General features: G+C 65.1%; 15 protein-coding genes. 3 read left to right on the forward strand and 12 right to left on the reverse strand.

What is annotated here, in order from left to right; all coding sequences use genetic code 11:
• Nucleotides 1-112 precede the first annotated feature (112 nt).
• The 9 genes from HZZ13_RS24965 to soxX form a co-directional block, all read right to left on the reverse strand.
• Nucleotides 113-1,321 (reverse strand): MFS transporter, encoded by a 1,209-nt coding sequence (locus HZZ13_RS24965; RefSeq protein ID WP_197962156.1) that lies wholly within the window; start codon nucleotides 1,319-1,321, stop codon nucleotides 113-115.
• A gap of 153 nt (nucleotides 1,322-1,474) precedes the next feature.
• A complete protein-coding gene (locus HZZ13_RS24970) occupies nucleotides 1,475-1,648 on the reverse strand; it encodes a hypothetical protein (RefSeq protein ID WP_197962157.1) in 174 nt (57 codons plus the stop codon).
• A gap of 86 nt (nucleotides 1,649-1,734) precedes the next feature.
• On the reverse strand, nucleotides 1,735-2,772 hold the full coding sequence (locus HZZ13_RS24975; protein ID WP_197962158.1) for an MBL fold metallo-hydrolase: 1,038 nt from the start codon (nucleotides 2,770-2,772) through the stop codon (nucleotides 1,735-1,737).
• Nucleotides 2,773-2,911: 139 nt separating this feature from the next.
• Nucleotides 2,912-4,663, reverse strand: coding sequence for a thiosulfohydrolase SoxB (soxB, locus tag HZZ13_RS24980; protein ID WP_197962159.1), 1,752 nt, complete (start codon nucleotides 4,661-4,663; stop codon nucleotides 2,912-2,914).
• 50 nt (nucleotides 4,664-4,713) lie between these two features.
• Complete coding sequence (locus HZZ13_RS24985; protein ID WP_197962160.1) at nucleotides 4,714-5,019, reverse strand: hypothetical protein; 306 nt, start codon at nucleotides 5,017-5,019, stop codon at nucleotides 4,714-4,716.
• Nucleotides 5,016-5,879, reverse strand: a complete 864-nt coding sequence (soxA, locus tag HZZ13_RS24990; RefSeq protein ID WP_197962161.1) for a sulfur oxidation c-type cytochrome SoxA — start codon at nucleotides 5,877-5,879, stop codon at nucleotides 5,016-5,018. Before soxA ends, HZZ13_RS24985 begins: the two co-directional genes overlap by 4 nt.
• Nucleotides 5,879-6,190 (reverse strand): thiosulfate oxidation carrier complex protein SoxZ, encoded by a 312-nt coding sequence (soxZ, locus tag HZZ13_RS24995; protein ID WP_197962162.1) that lies wholly within the window; start codon nucleotides 6,188-6,190, stop codon nucleotides 5,879-5,881. Before soxZ ends, soxA begins: the two co-directional genes overlap by 1 nt.
• Nucleotides 6,191-6,205: 15 nt before the next feature.
• Entirely contained in the window at nucleotides 6,206-6,697 is a 492-nt protein-coding gene (gene soxY / locus HZZ13_RS25000) for a thiosulfate oxidation carrier protein SoxY (RefSeq protein WP_197962163.1), read from the reverse strand.
• A gap of 26 nt (nucleotides 6,698-6,723) precedes the next feature.
• Nucleotides 6,724-7,053, reverse strand: a complete 330-nt coding sequence (gene soxX / locus HZZ13_RS25005) for a sulfur oxidation c-type cytochrome SoxX (protein ID WP_197962214.1) — start codon at nucleotides 7,051-7,053, stop codon at nucleotides 6,724-6,726.
• Nucleotides 7,054-7,311: 258 nt separating this feature from the next.
• Here soxX and HZZ13_RS25010 point away from each other — a divergent pair, with 258 nt between their 5' ends.
• Nucleotides 7,312-7,983 (forward strand): DUF938 domain-containing protein, encoded by a 672-nt coding sequence (locus HZZ13_RS25010; protein WP_197962164.1) that lies wholly within the window; start codon nucleotides 7,312-7,314, stop codon nucleotides 7,981-7,983.
• A gap of 182 nt (nucleotides 7,984-8,165) precedes the next feature.
• On the opposite strand, the gene HZZ13_RS25015 is transcribed toward HZZ13_RS25010, so the two are convergent.
• A complete protein-coding gene (locus HZZ13_RS25015; protein WP_197962165.1) occupies nucleotides 8,166-10,235 on the reverse strand; it encodes a prolyl oligopeptidase family serine peptidase in 2,070 nt (689 codons plus the stop codon).
• A 189-nt stretch (nucleotides 10,236-10,424) separates the two neighbouring features.
• Between HZZ13_RS25015 and HZZ13_RS25020 the strand changes: the two genes are divergently transcribed.
• Nucleotides 10,425-11,675, forward strand: coding sequence for an MFS transporter (locus HZZ13_RS25020; protein WP_197962166.1), 1,251 nt, complete (start codon nucleotides 10,425-10,427; stop codon nucleotides 11,673-11,675).
• Between the two features lie 173 nt (nucleotides 11,676-11,848).
• Complete coding sequence (locus HZZ13_RS25025; RefSeq protein ID WP_197962167.1) at nucleotides 11,849-13,093, forward strand: MFS transporter; 1,245 nt, start codon at nucleotides 11,849-11,851, stop codon at nucleotides 13,091-13,093.
• Between the two features lie 21 nt (nucleotides 13,094-13,114).
• Here the strand turns inward: HZZ13_RS25025 and HZZ13_RS25030 are convergent, their stop codons facing one another.
• Nucleotides 13,115-14,605 carry a M48 family metalloprotease gene (locus tag HZZ13_RS25030; protein WP_197962215.1) on the reverse strand — a complete coding sequence of 497 codons (1,491 nt, stop codon included), beginning with the start codon at nucleotides 14,603-14,605 and terminating at the stop codon, nucleotides 13,115-13,117.
• A gap of 35 nt (nucleotides 14,606-14,640) precedes the next feature.
• Nucleotides 14,641-15,567 carry a thermonuclease family protein gene (locus HZZ13_RS25035; RefSeq protein ID WP_246504552.1) on the reverse strand — a complete coding sequence of 309 codons (927 nt, stop codon included), beginning with the start codon at nucleotides 15,565-15,567 and terminating at the stop codon, nucleotides 14,641-14,643.
• Between the last annotated feature and the right edge of the window lie 16 nt (nucleotides 15,568-15,583).

The following is a 15,583-nucleotide window of genomic DNA, read 5'->3' on the forward strand; positions in this document are numbered from 1 at the left end:
GCCACGAATCAGCTTGCCGTGCCGCCGCGTCACCACGTCCGAGACGATCGTCGCCTCATAGCCGTCTCGCCTTCGCACGGACGACAATTGAATTTATGGCGATACCAACGGCTCAATCTGCTTTCGCCGCCCGGCGCTCCGTGAACGGCGACAGCACCACAGTCGCCACCATGAAGATCACGGACGCACCGAACACCCAGTGCGGCGCGCTTCTATCCATGATCCAGCCGAACAGCAGCGGTGCGACGATGCCACCGAGGTTGAAGCCGGTGGAGACGATGCCGAAGGCGCGCCCCGCGGCACCCGCAGGCGCGGCATTGCGCACCAGCATGTCGCGCGAGGGCGCGATCACGCCGGAGAGGAAGCCCGCAATTGCCATCGCGGCGGTGAGGGCCCAGCCCGGCAGCGTCACCAGCGCGATCAGCAGCACGATGGCCGCGTTCACGGCGAAGCAGGCCGCGGCGACATAGCCGTGGCGCTCGGTGCGGTCGGCGAGGAAGCCGCCGGCGAGCACGCCCGCGGCGCTAGCGGCGAGAAACGCAGTCAGCGCGACATTGGCGATCGAATAGGACGTGCCGTAGCCGCTCATCAGCGCCACCACGCCGAAATTGTTGATGCCGGCGACCGACAGGCTGAGCAGCATGAACAGCGCGGTCAGCGTGATCAGCGCCGGCGTGATCACGGCCTGCTTCGGCGCGCTTTCGCTGCCCTGTTTCTTCTTGTGTGCGCCGGCCTCCGGGATGCCCATGGCCACCAGCAGCATCGCCACCAAAATGGCGATCGCTCCGGACGCGATCAGTGCGCCGACGCCGCCCGATACCGTGACCAGTGCCGCCACGATCGCCGGCGTCACTGCGCCGCCGAGATAGCCCGCGAAGGTGTGGACCGAGAAGGCACGGCCCATCCGCGCTTCATCCATGTGCTCGGCCAGGATCGCGTAATCGGCGGGGTGATAGACGCTGTTGGCGAGTCCAAGCAGCACGGCGCAGGCGATCAGCGCGGCGTAGCTGAGGTGCAGACCGAGCAGGATCAGCGCGCAGCCGCCGAGCGTCAGCCCGACCAGCAGGATTTTGCGCGCGCCAAAATGGTCGACGAGGTAGCCGGTCGGCGCCTGCGTCAGGCCCGACACGACGGCGAGCGTGGTCAGCGAGAAGCCGAGCTCGACATAGCCGACGCCGAGCTTCTCCTTCAGGAACGGAAACAGCATCGGCAGCACCAGCAGATGGAAATGGCTGACCCAATGCGCGATCGAGATCCCGGTGAGCGTGCGCAGCGCACTGTCCGCCTTGCCTTGCTGCGGTGCGGCGAGAACGTCGACCATTGCAGTTTCACTCCCGATGGACGGGCAAACTATCGGGGCCGGCGGTTATTTGTCCATGAACGCAGGCGCATGGCAGGTAGTGCGGGCGGGGCCGCGGGTAGGTGTGCCTTCACGCCGTCGTCCCCTGGAGAGCGCAGGAGCGTAGCTACACCCTCACAACGGCTCGTCGTCCGGGCCATAGCGGTCGCGCTTCGGCGTTGCGATATCGCCGTCTTCGTAATCCTCGTCATCGCTCTCGCGCCGGCGCGGGGCCCTCTTCGCCCTGCTATCCGCGGGCTTGTTCTCGGGGATCTTGGGCGGCTCGCTCGGCTTGCCGGTCTTGGCCATGGCTGGTCCCGGATGGTGATGCTGCATCCGAATCTACCCGCCAAATATGTGCGGCGCCTGATTTATCTCAAGGGGCGACGAGGTCGTCACTGCACCACCGGCCCGCCTGCCTTCTTCCAAGCATCGAGGCCGCCGGCGATATGCGCGGTATTGAGAAGCCCGGCCTCCTTTGCAGCCGCAACGGCCATCGCCGAGCGTTCGCCGAAGGCGCAGAAGAACACCACGCGGCGCCCCGTTGCGGCCGCAACCTCGCGCAGCATGCCGCCGGGCTTGAGGCTCTCCTCGATCGAAGGATAGGGCGTGTGCAGCGCGCCTTCGAGCATGCCGTGCTTCATCCGCTCATTGGTCTCGCGCAAGTCCACCAGCAGAATGTCGGGCCGGCCGAGGCTGCGGATCGCCTCGATCGCGCTGAGCGCGCGGCCTTCCTTCTCCAGTTCTTCCTGATGCAGGCCGACATGCATGTTGGCGGGAATCGCTACGTCCATCATCTTCGGATTTGGCAGCTTCAGGTTGGCCATCAGCTCGACATATTCGTCGACCGAGCGCACCTGGAGCCGCGGATTGTAGCGCTTTTCCTCGCCGATGGTGGAGACGGTGTCGCCCTTGTAGTCGTGGGCCGGAAACACCATCGTCTCGTCCGGCAGCTTCAAGAGGCGGTTGAAGATCGAATCGTATTGCGCGCGTGCCGAACCGTTCTGGAAATCGGTGCGGCCGGTACCGCGGATCAGGAGCGTGTCGCCGGTGAAGACGCGGTCGCCCATCAGATAGGAATAGGAATCGTCGGTGTGGCCTGGCGTGTACATCACCTCGAGCGACAGGCCCTCGATCGTCACCTTGTCGCCGTCGGCCACCCGCATCGCGACGACGTCGGCCTTGGTCTGATCGCCCATCACCGTCATGCAATGGGTGCGGTTGCGCAGCTCGCCGAGGCCGGTGACGTGGTCGGCATGCAGATGCGTGTCCACCGCCTTGACCAGCTTGAGGTCGAGTTCGCGCAGCAATTGGCAGTAACGGTCGACCTTCTCCAGCACAGGGTCGAGAATGAGCGCCTCGCCGCCGGGGCGGCTGGCGAGGAGATAGCTGTAGGTGCCCGAAACACTGTCGAAGAGCTGGCGGAAGATCATGGCAGGACCCGGCTTGGAACTGACTTCCAAGATTCTACTACAATACGGCTGGGTAGAGAACTAATTTACTGCATAAACAAGGAAATTTAGAAGATTCTTGTTACAGCTAGCGTGATCGCGGATAAGAGCTGCGACCGCATCATCCCAGTCCTGCAATGCCTGGATTACCCTCGACCCCCTTCAGCGTCACGCCGGAGCCGAGTCGCTCCTGAAGCATGCGACCCGAGCGCAGATATTTGCCGACCACGTCCCACACCGGCGCGCCCTGCTGGCCGTTGACCGAAGCCCAGCCCGCGACCTTGTAGCGGTTGCTGGCGCTGAGCGCCTTGCCGCTGCCGAGCTTCAGCTCCGAAATGCGGCTGCCGATCGCGGCGTCCGGCGTGCAGGTGTAGCTGAGCCCGCCGGCACGCACCATGTCGCCGCCCTGCTGGTAGTAGGGATCGGAGTTGAAGAGGTTGTCGCAGACGTCCTCGAGCAGGTCCTTGATCTGGGCCCCCGTCATCTCTTGCACATAGGTCTCGGGATAGGTGATCGCGGTTTCCGCCAGCAGATCCTCCATCGTCATCGCCTGACCGGACAGCGCGGTGACGCCCCAGCGGAAGCCCGGCGACAGCGCGATCTCGGCATTGAGCTCGGTGCGCAGCGCGGTGCAGATCAGCTCGTCCATGGGCCCGGAGAAATTGCCGCGGCGATAAAGCAGCCGGTCGGGTATCGCGATCTTTTCCGACCAATCGGCCACGTGCGGCGCGCGGACCCGGCCGATCAGCTCGGCCATTGCCGGATCGGGTTTCAGCAGCTCCGAATAGACCGGCAGCAAACGATACCTGACGTCGCTCACCTTGCCGCTGTCGAGCGCGAGATCGAGCACACCCAGAAATTTCCCGTTGGAGCCGGCATTGGTGACGAGCGTCGTGCCACCTGCGTTCTTCACTGGCATCGGCTGCGGCACGGCATCATGGGTGTGGCCGCCGAGAATGACGTCGATGCCGGTGACACGGCTGGCGAGCTTGAGGTCCACGTCCATGCCGTTGTGCGACAGCAGCACGACGGCGTCGACCTTGTCGGTGCCGCGCAAGACATCGACATGCTTCTGCAACTCCTCCTCGCGGATCCCGAAGCTCCAGTCCGGTGTGAACCTCCTGGGATGCGCGATCGGAGTGTAGGGGAAGGCTTGGCCGACGATCGCGATGCGATGCCCGCCGAGCTCCTTGATGACAGAAGGCTTGAACACGCGTCCAGTGGCCTTGTCGAAGGCGGGGGCATCGTTGAACGCGGCCTCCTCGGTCAGGAACACGTTCTGCGCCAGGAACTCGCCCTTGAAGCGCTCGAGATTGTCGCGGAGCGCCTGCTCGCCATAGGTGAATTCCCAATGCCCTGTCATCGCCTCGATGCCGAGCAGATTGGCGATTTCGACCATGTCGCGGCCCTGCATCAGGTTGGCCAGCCCCGTGCCCTGCCAGAGATCGCCGCCGTCGACGAGCAGCGAACGCCTCTCGCCGACATCGGCGCGCAGGCGATCGACCAGCGTCTTCAGATGGGCAAAGCCTCCGAGCTTGCCGAAGCGGCCTGCGGACTTCTCGAACTCGAAGCAGGTGAAGGCATAGGCATCGGCGCTGTCGGAACGGATGCCGAAGTGTTCGAGAAAGGCGCGGCCCACCAGATGCGGCGGCCGTCCCGCCATCTCGCCGATGCCGATATTGACGCTGGGCTCGCGGAAATAGACGGGATTGAGCTGCGCATGCGTGTCGGTGATGTGCAGGATCCGCGCATTGCCGAACCGTTCGAGCTCGTAGATGCCCGCGGTCTCAGCGCTGCGGGCCAGCCGCGGCAGGCCGATCGTTGCGGCGCCAAGGCCCGCGTATTTCAGGAAATCGCGGCGGCGGATCGCCATTCAAGAATTCTCCGCGCCTCTCGTAGGGACTGCGTTCACCGCGGGGCAGTCTAGCGGATTTCCATCGCCTTCCAGGTTTCTTTTTCGGAAACAGCCTGGAAGATCGACGCCTTCGCCAGCGCTTCGGCCTCCCTCGCTGCAGCCACCGCACGGTCGAAATCGCCGCCGTCGGCAGCCTTCTTCGCGGCCGCCAGCGCAGATACGGTCACCGTCCACTGGTTGCGCATGCCGGCCGCCTCCTTGGAGGCGGCTTCGGCGGCGGCATAGGCCGCCTTGTAGTCCGCCTCATTCGCCGCGCGCGCGGACGGCGCAAGGCTCAAGGCGAGCAGCAAGGCCAAGCTAAGTGACTGCTTCATGGCCGTGCTCCCGGCCCCGAGATCGGCAGACCGTTGGCGACGTAGGACAGGAAATACTCGACGTCGCGATACTCATCCGACTGCGGCTCCAGCGGAACCGCGCGGGTCTGGCTGTTGCAGGTGACGAAGCGGCGGCTGGTCGTGCCCATGCCGCTCCATTCCGAGCGGTAGATCGGCATCGCGTTGAGGATGCCGAGCGCCGGGGCCAGGGTCTCGGCGCGGATGCGCTCGCCCGGGCTCTGCACATGGCAGCTCGCGCAGGAGAAATTCATCTGGCCGCGCCGCGTGTAGAAATACCGCTTGCCGTTCTCGAACGCCGCCAGCGCGCGGGGATCATCGGGGATCTTGATGTCCATCAGCTTGCCGCGCGAGGTGTAGGCCATGTAGGCGGTCAGCGAGGCCATCTCGTCCTTGACGTAGGAATAGGGCGCTTCCCCATTGGCCTCGCGGCAGCGGTTGAGCGCGAGCTCCAGCGTGATGACCTTGCCTTCTTTCGTGTCGAAATAGGGATAGTTCTGACGGATGCCGATGCCGCCGTTCGGGAAGCAGTCGGCATAGGTCTTGCCGTTCTTGAATGGCGTCGCAAACATCTCCTTGCCGGCATCGAGCGCGAATTCGTAAGGCGGGAATTCCTCCTTTTCCTGCCACTGCCGCTTCATATCCTCGTTCATGGAATATGGACCGTTGACGAAATCCTCGTGCTTCACGTTCGGAAACTTCTGGAAGAAGAAGTTCTGGAACGCCTTGGCGTCGGCGACGGGATCGACCTTGTCGGCAGCGATCACGCGCGGCGAGGCGAGCGCGAACGCGATGAGCGCGGCGCCAAGCGAGCCAAGCAGGAGATGGACGCGGGTCTTCATCACGCGATCTTCGCGGTGGTCGTGTCCGAGCCGCCCTTGTTGTCGGTCCAGGAGATCTTGATCTCGTCGCCCTTCTTGGCGCCCTTGAAGCTGAACTTGACGTAGGGGTCCTTGGAGACCGCGGTGCCCCAATCGGCGACGAAAACGTCCCTGCCGTTGCATTCGAACTTCAGCTGCTGGATGAAATGCGCGGGGATCAGCTCGCCCTTGGAATCCTTGACCAGTCCAGTGTCCATGGGGTGCTGGATCAGCGCCTGCACCTCGGTGATGTCGCCGTTGGACGTTGCGCGTACGCGAATGCTTGATGCCATGTCGAACTGCCTCGCTTAACCGCCGCAACCGCCGACGGTGACCTTGACCTCTTTGCTCGCGCTGTAGAGCTTGCCGTCGGCTTCCACGATCGCCACCAATTTGGTGGTCCTGGCCATCTTCAGCCGGTTGGCGACGGCAGGAATCGTGCCGTCGGGAATCTTGTAACTTGCCGCGAGCGCGAACGGATTCTCTGCCACGAAGAACGAGATCGAGGTGACCTTGTCCAGCGTCGTCGTCACCGAGATCGGCACGACGCCGCCGTTCTCGGCGATCTCCGGCGCATCCAGCTTGACCTTGTCCGACGGCTCGGCGGTCCTGCCGTAGAGCGCCTTGATCGCATCGGCCTCTCTCTTCTGCTTGAACGCCTCTTCCGGGTATTTGTCGTTCGCCGCCGCACGCGCAGGCGCGGCTGCGAACGGTAGATTGCCGAGGCCGAGCAGCGCGACGGAGGCTGCGCCCTGAAGGATCAGGCGCCGCGTCGGATGAGGGCCGGTGGTCGTGGTCATCTCAAATCTCCTGGGGTCGCCAGCCGTTACAGGGTCTGCAGGAAATCAACGATCGCGTTGATCTCCTGCTCGGTCAAAATCCGGTTCCGGCCGAACGGCGGCATCATGGTCTGCGGATTGCGTTTGGTCTCGTCGAAGATGATCGCAACCAGCTCGTTGCGATCGGGGTATTTAGCCCTGAGGTCCTTCAGTTCCGGCCCGATCGTTCCGGGCAGGTCGCCGCCCTTGATGACGTGGCAGGTCAGGCAATTGCCCTTGCCGCGGTCGAAGGCGAGTTTCTGGCCCTCGGCCACGGTGGACTGCGCCCGCGCCGGGGCCACAGTCGCGCCGGTGAGGAGGGCCAGCGCAACGAGCAGGGCGGGCTTGCAAGGAAAGGCGGTCAAGGCATCGTTCCGAGCGTTATGTCGATGATCTCATTTGCGGAATTGTTCAAAAGCACAAAGGGCATCGCCTGGCAATCTAGACTATGCAGGCGGCAAAATGGGGTTAATATCCTCCGTATTGCAACCGCTGAGATAGTTCGTTCATCAGTTGGGTTGGGACTAGCAAATTGTTCTTCGGACGTTTGGCCCTCCAGGCCCTCTTTTCTGGTTCGCATTTTTTGGGGACGTCACTTGGCTGAATATGTGGTCGAATTCGGCAGGGATGGCGGACGGGTCGAGCCGGATGGCCGGCTCGATGCGCCGGCCTTCCATCGCAATCACGAACCGATCTGGGCAGCGCTGGAAAAGCACCTCGCGGATGCGACCGGCAACGTCGTGGAACTCGGAAGTGGAACCGGGCAGCACGTGGTGCATTTCGCCCGCCACACGCCCGGCCTGACCTGGTGGCCGAGCGATCTCAACCAGCGCCACCTCAAGAGCATCGAAGCCTGGCGCGTGCATGCGGGCCTGCCGAACATCCGCCCACCCCTGCGCATCGACCTCACCGATCCGGACTGGTGCCCGGAAATGAAAAGCGGGCAGGGGCCGACCAGCCTCGCGGCCGTGTTCTGCGCCAACGTCATTCACATCGCGCCCTGGGCCGTGGCCGAAGGCCTGTTCGCCGGCGCCGGCCGTTATTTGCGCCGTGACGGCAAGCTGTTCCTCTACGGCCCCTTCAAGCGCGACGGCAAGCACACCGCGCTCAGCAACGCGGTGTTCGACACCTCCTTGCGCGAGGGCAATCCCGAATGGGGCGTGCGCGACGTCATCGACGTCGAGAAGCTCGCGAAGGCGGCAGGCCTCGGCCTGGTCGATACGATCGAGATGCCCGCGAACAATCTGACGCTGGTGTTCGCGCGCTAGCCACGCAAAAGGCGCGCTCCCTCCCCCGCCTGCGGGGGAGGGTTGGGGAGAGGGTGTCTCCGCAATGCGATACTCTCCTTGAGGAGAAAGCCCTCACCCGCCGCGCTCTTCGAGCGCGCGTCGGCCCCTCTCGCAAGCGGGAGAGGCAAGAACCGACCGTGACCATCACCCTGCAAGTCGCTTCAGTCGGTCTCATCCCGCCACCCGATCTTCTCCCTCAAGAACCGATAACCCAGCACCTCGAATCCCGCGCGCTCCTTGTTGTCCTTGCCGTAGCCGTGCCCGCCTGCGGCCGGCTCGTAGAACCAGGCCTCATAGCCCATGGCCTGCAGCTTTGCCGCCATCTTGCGGGCATGGCCGGGATGGACGCGGTCGTCGCGCCGCGTGGTCGCGATCAGGATCGGCGGGTACGACTGGCCGTCCCTGACGTTGTGATAGGCCGAATAGGTCTTCAGCCATTCCCATTCGTCGGGTTTGTCGGGATCGCCATATTCCGCGATCCAGCTCGCGCCCGCGAGCAGCTTCGTGTAGCGGCGCATGTCGATCAGCGGGATGGTGCAGAACAGCGCGCCGAAACGCTCGGGGTAGCGCACCAGCATGTTGGTGATGAGGATGCCGCCGTTCGATCCGCCCTGGGCGGCGATGCGTTTTGCGCTCGTCACACCGCGGCGGACGAGATCGGCGGCGACCGCGGCAAAATCGTCGTGTGAGAGCGTCTTGCCGGCAAGCCGCCCGGCATCGTGCCAGCGCGTGCCGAACTCGCCGCCGCCGCGCAAATTCGCCTGCACAATCGTGCCGCCGCGCTCCAGCCATAGTTTGCCGAGCGAGGCGTTGTAATACGGCTTCACCGAGACCCCGAAACCGCCATAGGCGCTCAGATAAACCGGCGCATCGCCGGTCTCGCCAGCGGGGCCGGTCTGCACATAGGGGATACGCTCGCCGTCAACGGAGATCGCCTCGTGCTGCGTCACCACGAGGCCATCGGGCGTGAAGGTCTTCGGCGCCTGCTTCAGCACGACCGGGCTTGCGACGCCGCGCTCGAGCAGCAGCAGCGCGGGCGGCGTCAGCGGATCCTGCACATTGGCGAGCAGATCGCCATTGCCTTGGGATTCGTGGTGATCGAGCCGCCAGACGTCGACCACGCCGATATCGGGAAGCCCCAGCAGTGTCGTACGAGCCCAGCCGGTGGGCGAGGGCGTGCGGACCTCATGCACCGGCCGCAACTCGTCGAGGATCGGCAGCACGAGCTTGCCCGCGGTCCAGAACAGGCCCTGCAATGCGCGCCGCGGCCCGGGTTCGAACAGCACGGTGAAGTCGCGATCGCCGGCGAGGAAGGCCGACAGCGAGATGCCGAGCACGCTGTCCGCCGCGAAGGTTCGCCCGGCAATGGTCCATGGCTGCCGCAGCTTCATCGCGAACCAGTCGCCATGCGCCTGCATCCAGACGCCGGTCGGCAGATCCAGCTTGGTGAGCGCGCCGGCAGCGTCGCGCAGCCAGATCGCAAGATTGAAGAAATCGAGCTGGTCGACGATCCAGGCCCGCGGCGCAGGACCAGTGTCGTCGACGCTGCAATAGACCCGCATCCGCTCGGCGGTCGTCTCGAAGATCACCTGCGCCTGCTCGACCGGCTCGCCGCGCCGCCACAGCCGGATCGTTCTGGCATAGCCTGATGTCGTCGCCATGTTCGCGCCATAGGCGCTGGAGAGCAGCAGCGTATCCGCGTCGAGCCAGTCGACGCCGCCCTTGGCTTCCGGCAGCACGAAGCCATCGGCGACGAAGCTCTTGGTGTCGATGTCGAACTCGCGCAAAGTGACGGCATCGCTCCCGCCGCGCGACAGGCTCAGGATGACGCGTTGATGCTGCGGGCTCGAGCTGATCCAGCTCAGGAGCCAGTCCTCGTCCTCGCTGGCAGCGAGCTGGTCGATGTCGAGCACGGTTTCCCAGGCAGGCGCGGCTTTGCGAAATTCTTCCAGCGTGGTCCGCCGCCACAGGCCGCGCGGATTGTCCGCGTCCTTCCAGAGATTGTAGAGGCGATCGCCGCGCCGGCCGACATAGGGAACGTTGTCGGGACGATCGTAGATGCCGGCGAGAATATCGCGGTCGCGTTCGAAGCCCGCTCCGCCGAAGGCCTGCAGCGTCAGGCTGTTCTGCCGCTCGACGAAATCGAGCGCCTGCCGGCCCTCGATCTCCTCCAACCACAGCCAGGGATCGTCGTCGGGAGCTTCAAGCGTGGGCCTGTCACTGGCGGACATGAACGTAACTCCCGCGAAGATCGCGCCCGGATAGGATTTGATCGAGCGCAAGCCGTCAAGGGTGCGCAGCGCTATCATTCCAGCGATTGCGTCAGGGGCATGGCCCGCGCCCGTTTGCGCCGGTTGCCGGCCCTCTCGCACCCCTCCATAGTGCCGCGAATCAACCGAGCCCTTCGGGCGGAAATGCCGATGCTGGACGTGACTGCTGCCAATGAGATCGCCGACGATGCCCGCGTGCGCGCCAACGTGGTGCGCCTCGCCGCCGCGCAGGCGCTGACCGGCGCCAACTCGGCGGTGATCTTCGCCACCGGTGCGATCGTCGGCGCCACGCTCGCCCCGGACATGTCGTTCGCGACCGTGCCGATCTCGATGTATGTGGTCGGGCTCGCCGCCGGCACCCTGCCGACCGGTGCGATCTCGCGCCGCTTCGGCCGACGCGCCGCCTTCGTCATCGGCACGGGTCTCGGCGCGCTCACCGGCCTGCTCGGCTCGTTCGCGATCCTGCACGGCTCGTTCGCGCTGTTTTGTCTGGCGACCTTCCTCGGCGGCCTCTACGGCGCGGTGGCGCAATCCTATCGCTTCGCGGCGGCCGACGGCGCCAGTGCGGCCTACCGGCCCAAGGCCGTGTCCTGGGTGATGGCGGGTGGCGTGTTCGCCGGCGTGCTCGGTCCGCAGCTCGTGCAATGGACCATGGATGTCTGGCAGCCTTATCTGTTCGCCTTCAGCTTCCTGGTGCAGGCCGCCGTCGCGCTGATCGCGATGGGCATCGTCGCCGGGGTCGACATGCCGAAGCCGGCGCCGGCCGATCTGCACGGCGGCCGGCCGCTGCTCACGATCGTGTCCCAGCCGCGCTTCATCGCGGCGGCGCTGTGCGGCGTCATCTCATATCCCATGATGAACCTGGTCATGACCTCGGCGCCGCTTGCGATGAAGCTGTGCGGCCTGTCCGTGTCCGATTCCAATTTCGGCCTGCAATGGCACATCGTTGCGATGTACGGGCCGAGTTTCTTCACGGGCACGCTGATCGCGCGCTTCGGCGCCCCGAAGATCGTCGCCGCCGGCCTGCTGCTGGAAGCGGGCGCCGCCACCATCGGTCTCTCCGGCCTCACGGCAATGCATTTCTGGGCGACGCTGATCGTGCTCGGCGTGGGCTGGAATTTCTCCTTCATCGGCGCCTCCGCGCTGGTGCTGGAGACGCATCGCCCGCAGGAGCGCAACAAGGTGCAGGCCTTCAACGATTTCCTGGTGTTCGGCATGATGGCGATCGGCTCGTTCTCGTCGGGCCAGCTGCTCGCCAATTACGGTTGGTCCGCGGTAAACCTCGTGGTGTTCCCGCCGGTGGTGCTGGGTCTTGCCGTGCTCTCGCTGGTCTCCTGGGCCCGCCGCCGCCGCAAGGCGCGCCTGGAGGCGGCCATGGGCGAGTTCCCCGACGCGGTCTAGTTTGGCAAGAGGCTGTCAGCAGCGTTGACACTTCGATCCAGGTCGAAGTGATTTTCGGAGACGACTAATTAGATGCGTCATGGCCGGGCTTGTCCCGGCCATCCACGTCTTAGGCGCGCGGATCGAAGGACGTGGATGCCCGGGACGAGCCCGGGCATGACGGAGTAGGCGATATGCTCGATAATTCTCGACATCCCAAGCTCGACGAATCCTCGTTCCGCTACGAAGGCTGGCGCATCGTCGCCGTCTGCTTCCTGCTCGCGACCTTCGGCTGGGGCCTCGGCTTCTATGGCCAGAGCGTCTATGTCGCCGAGCTGCAGCGCGCCCACGGCTGGTCGGCCTCGCTGATCTCGTCGGGCACGACCTTCTTCTATCTGTTCGGCGCCTTGCTCGTCGTCTTCGTCGGCGAAGCCGTCACCAAATACGGTCCGCGGCTCAGCCTCATCGCCGGGACGCTGGCGATGGCCGCGGCCGCGGTCGCGATCGGCGCGGTGCGCGAGCCCTGGCAGCTCTATCTCGCCGATGCCGTGCTCGCCTTCGGCTGGGCCGGCACCAGTCTTGCCATGATCACCAACACGATCAGCCTGTGGTTCGACGAGAGGCGCGGCATGGCGATCAGTCTCGCGCTGAACGGCGCCAGCTTTGGCGGCATCGCCGGCGTGCCGCTGCTGGTCGCGTTGATCGGCCATATCGGCTTTGCCAGTGGGATGTACGCCGCCGCCGGCGCCATGCTGGTGCTGCTCGTGCCCGTCATCCTCCTTCTCGTCGGCCGCCCGCCCGATCGCCACGGCCGGCACGCGACCGCCAAGGCGAAGCCGCAATCATCGGCGGAGATCCGCGCCTTCGCGCTGCGTGACGTCGGTTTTCTCACGGTGACGATCGCCTTCGCCCTGGTGCTGTTCGCCCAGGTCGGCTTCATCGTGCATCTGATCTCGTTCCTCGATCCCGTGATCGGGCGCGAGCGCGCCGCCGTCGCCGTCGCGGTGCTGACCGCGATGGCGGTGGTCGGCCGCGTGCTGTTCTCGCTGGTGATCGACCGCCTCGATCAGCGCCTCGCATCCGCGCTATCGTTCCTCAGCCAGGCCGCCGCGCTTCTCGTCGTCATCAACCTGCACAACGATTACGTGCTGATCGCTGCCTGCGCCGTGTTCGGCTTTTCGGTCGGCAACCTCATCACGCTGCCCTCGCTCATCGTGCAGCAGGAGTTCGACTCCGCCGCCTTCGGCGTGCTGATCAGCCTCAACACCGCCATCAACCAGGTGACCTACGCGTTCGGTCCCGGCGTGGTCGGTTTCCTGCACGATCTCTCTGGCGGCTATACGCTGCCCTTCTATCTCTGCATCGCGCTGGAGGTGATGGCGGCGGCGCTGATCATGGTGCGGGGGAAGCCGCGGGCAAGACTGTCTTCAGTGGGATGAGGCGCGGCTTGGGGCGCGGCGTCAGTCCGCCACGATCTTGACGCGGTCCCGCACCTTCACCTGCGCGGTGCGATCGAGGCCGTTCAGCACGCGGAAACGCTCGGCGGGATGATCGACGCCGGCCATGCGGTGGGAGAGCGATTCCACGGTATCGCCGGGCTGCACGGTGATGACCTTGATGCGCAGCGGGCGCGCGGCCTGGATCTCGTCGAGTGTCAGGCGGCGGAACGAGTTGACGGTCTCGCGCGCGTTGCGCTCGCTCTCGGTCGATTTCTGCCGCGTCGCGAAGATGAAGCGATAGACGTCGCTGCCGAAGCGGAGCGCATAGACCTTGAACTGCCACTGGTCGCCCTTGGCGGTGGCGGACGCCGCCGGAAAACCGTTGATGGTGAGATCCTCGGTCGACGCCTTCTCGACGCCTTCCATCCAGCCGGAGTTGAGATAGTCCCCGAGCGATTGTTCGGCCGGCACGCGCACGACGTCGAAGCGCATCGCCTGCGCGCCGCCCTCGCGCACGCCGATCACGGCCTGCGCGGTGTTGTCGAGTGTGAAATTATCCGGCGCCTGGAAGGTGAAGCCGAGCTTCGGATGCAGGAAGCGCCGGCCGCGGACGAAGCCTTCGCTGGGGTCTTCGCCATAGACGAGGTTGTCGATCGCGGCGAGATAGCTTTCGCGATCGCGCTCGGCGCCTTCAGGCGCAGTGTATTGGCGGGCAATGTTCTGCGCGTTCTGCACGCGTTCCGGAGTTGCCGGATGCGACGAGGTGAAATCCTGCGCGCGCGGATCGAGCGAGCTCTTGCCGGCCTTCAGCTCGGCATTTCGCTCCATTGCGGACAGGAAGCGCGCCGCGCCGTAAGGGTCGAAATGCGCCTTGGCGGAAATGCCGACGCCGATGCCGTCGGCCTCGAACTCCTGCTTGCGCGAGAAGCTCGCCATGGTGAGCTTGGTCTTGGCCAGCGCCAGCGCGGTGAGGTCGGGATCGTTGCTCATGTCGGTGACGACGCGGGTGACGATCGCGGCCTGGCGGGCCTGGTCCTCGCGCATCGCCGCGTGCTTGGACAGCACATGCGCCATCTCGTGGCTGAGCACGGAGGACAATTCGGAGGTGTCGCTGGCGAGCGCTAGCAGGCCTCGCGTGACATAGAGCTGGCCGTTGGGCAGCGCAAAGGCGTTCACCGCCCCGGAATTGAGGATGGTGACCTTGTAGCCCTGGTCGGGCCGGTCGGAAGCCGCGACCAGCCGGTCGACGGTCTTGCTGACGAGCGCCTCGAGCTTGGGATCGTCATAGGTCCCGCCATAGCTCGCCAGGATGCGCTCGTGCTCCTTCTCGGTGGCCGGGGTCTGGGCGACGGCGGGCTTCGGCTTCGGCATCGCGACGGCTGCCGGGGTCGCCGCAGTCTGGAACCGGCCCATATCGCCGCAGCCGGCGAGAAGTCCGCCCAGCGCAAGACAAAGCACGGCCGGCGCAGCCCGCAGGCGGCGGCAATCGACCAGTCCGTGCCGTTCTAGCACCCCATTCACGTCGTCTGACCCGTGCCCGGCCTGCGTTAAGGCCTTACCCCTGTCGGCTCGTTTGCGCTCAGCAACTCGATCTGCCCCACGAGGCGCACATCGATGCGTGGCCCCGTATTCCCCTCAACCCAGCCCCGAACGCGAATACGTCGATTTTCCAGGGACTTAAGGGCCACACCAGCGCTTTCGAACGCCGCGAGCGTGCGCTTTGAAATAGTCACGGCAAAGCCACGTGTCCAGTTTCGTCCGAAGTTGAGGTAGGTCGTTGCCCCAGCTTGCCGGACCGACAGGACTTTGCCCTCGATTACCGCAAAGCGCCCGATCTCCGCCAAAATATCGTCCGGACTTTCCGCGTTTTTTATGGCCGACGGGTCAGCCCAGCTGCCCATTTTTTGGCGCCGGGCTGCGGCTTCGGACGCCATCAGGGCCGCCGCGCAGTCCTTGTCCACGATTTCGGCGGAGACCATCGCCTCGCCCCGGGCGAGCAGCATGGCCTGCACCGAGGTGTCGCTTTCGCCGATGAAGACCAGTGCGCCCTGGCGGCCGTAACGATCGGGCGTGTCGTCAGCGCTCCGCAGCATCACGTCGCGGCCGGCGAGCAGCGCGGTCAGCGCCTGCTTCGTGGTCGCGGTCGGCGCGATGCCGCTGAGGCGGATCTCGCGCCCGTCATCGAGACGCAGGCTGCGCGCATCGACGATGGCAGCGACACGGCCTTCGCCTTGGGACTCGAACTGGCAGGGGCTCGCGAATGCCGAGCTACTTGCGACAAGACATGCGACGATGAGGCGAAGCCGTTGCGTCACGTGACCCGGAAAGGTTGCGTTGCGTGGCGACCATATCTCATGCGTAGTGCGGCGCGAAGAGGTTTCGTCACGCTTCGTCGCAAGAGCTCCTCGCAATGACGATGCCGAGACATCTTGCGTCTTCTCAGCATTCCGCTTTGCGGAAAACATGCGCGGCAACGCGCGCTTCTAATCT

The sequence above is a fragment of the Bradyrhizobium agreste genome, assembly GCF_016031625.1.
In the GTDB taxonomy this organism is placed as follows: Bacteria; Pseudomonadota; Alphaproteobacteria; order Rhizobiales; family Xanthobacteraceae; genus Bradyrhizobium; species Bradyrhizobium agreste.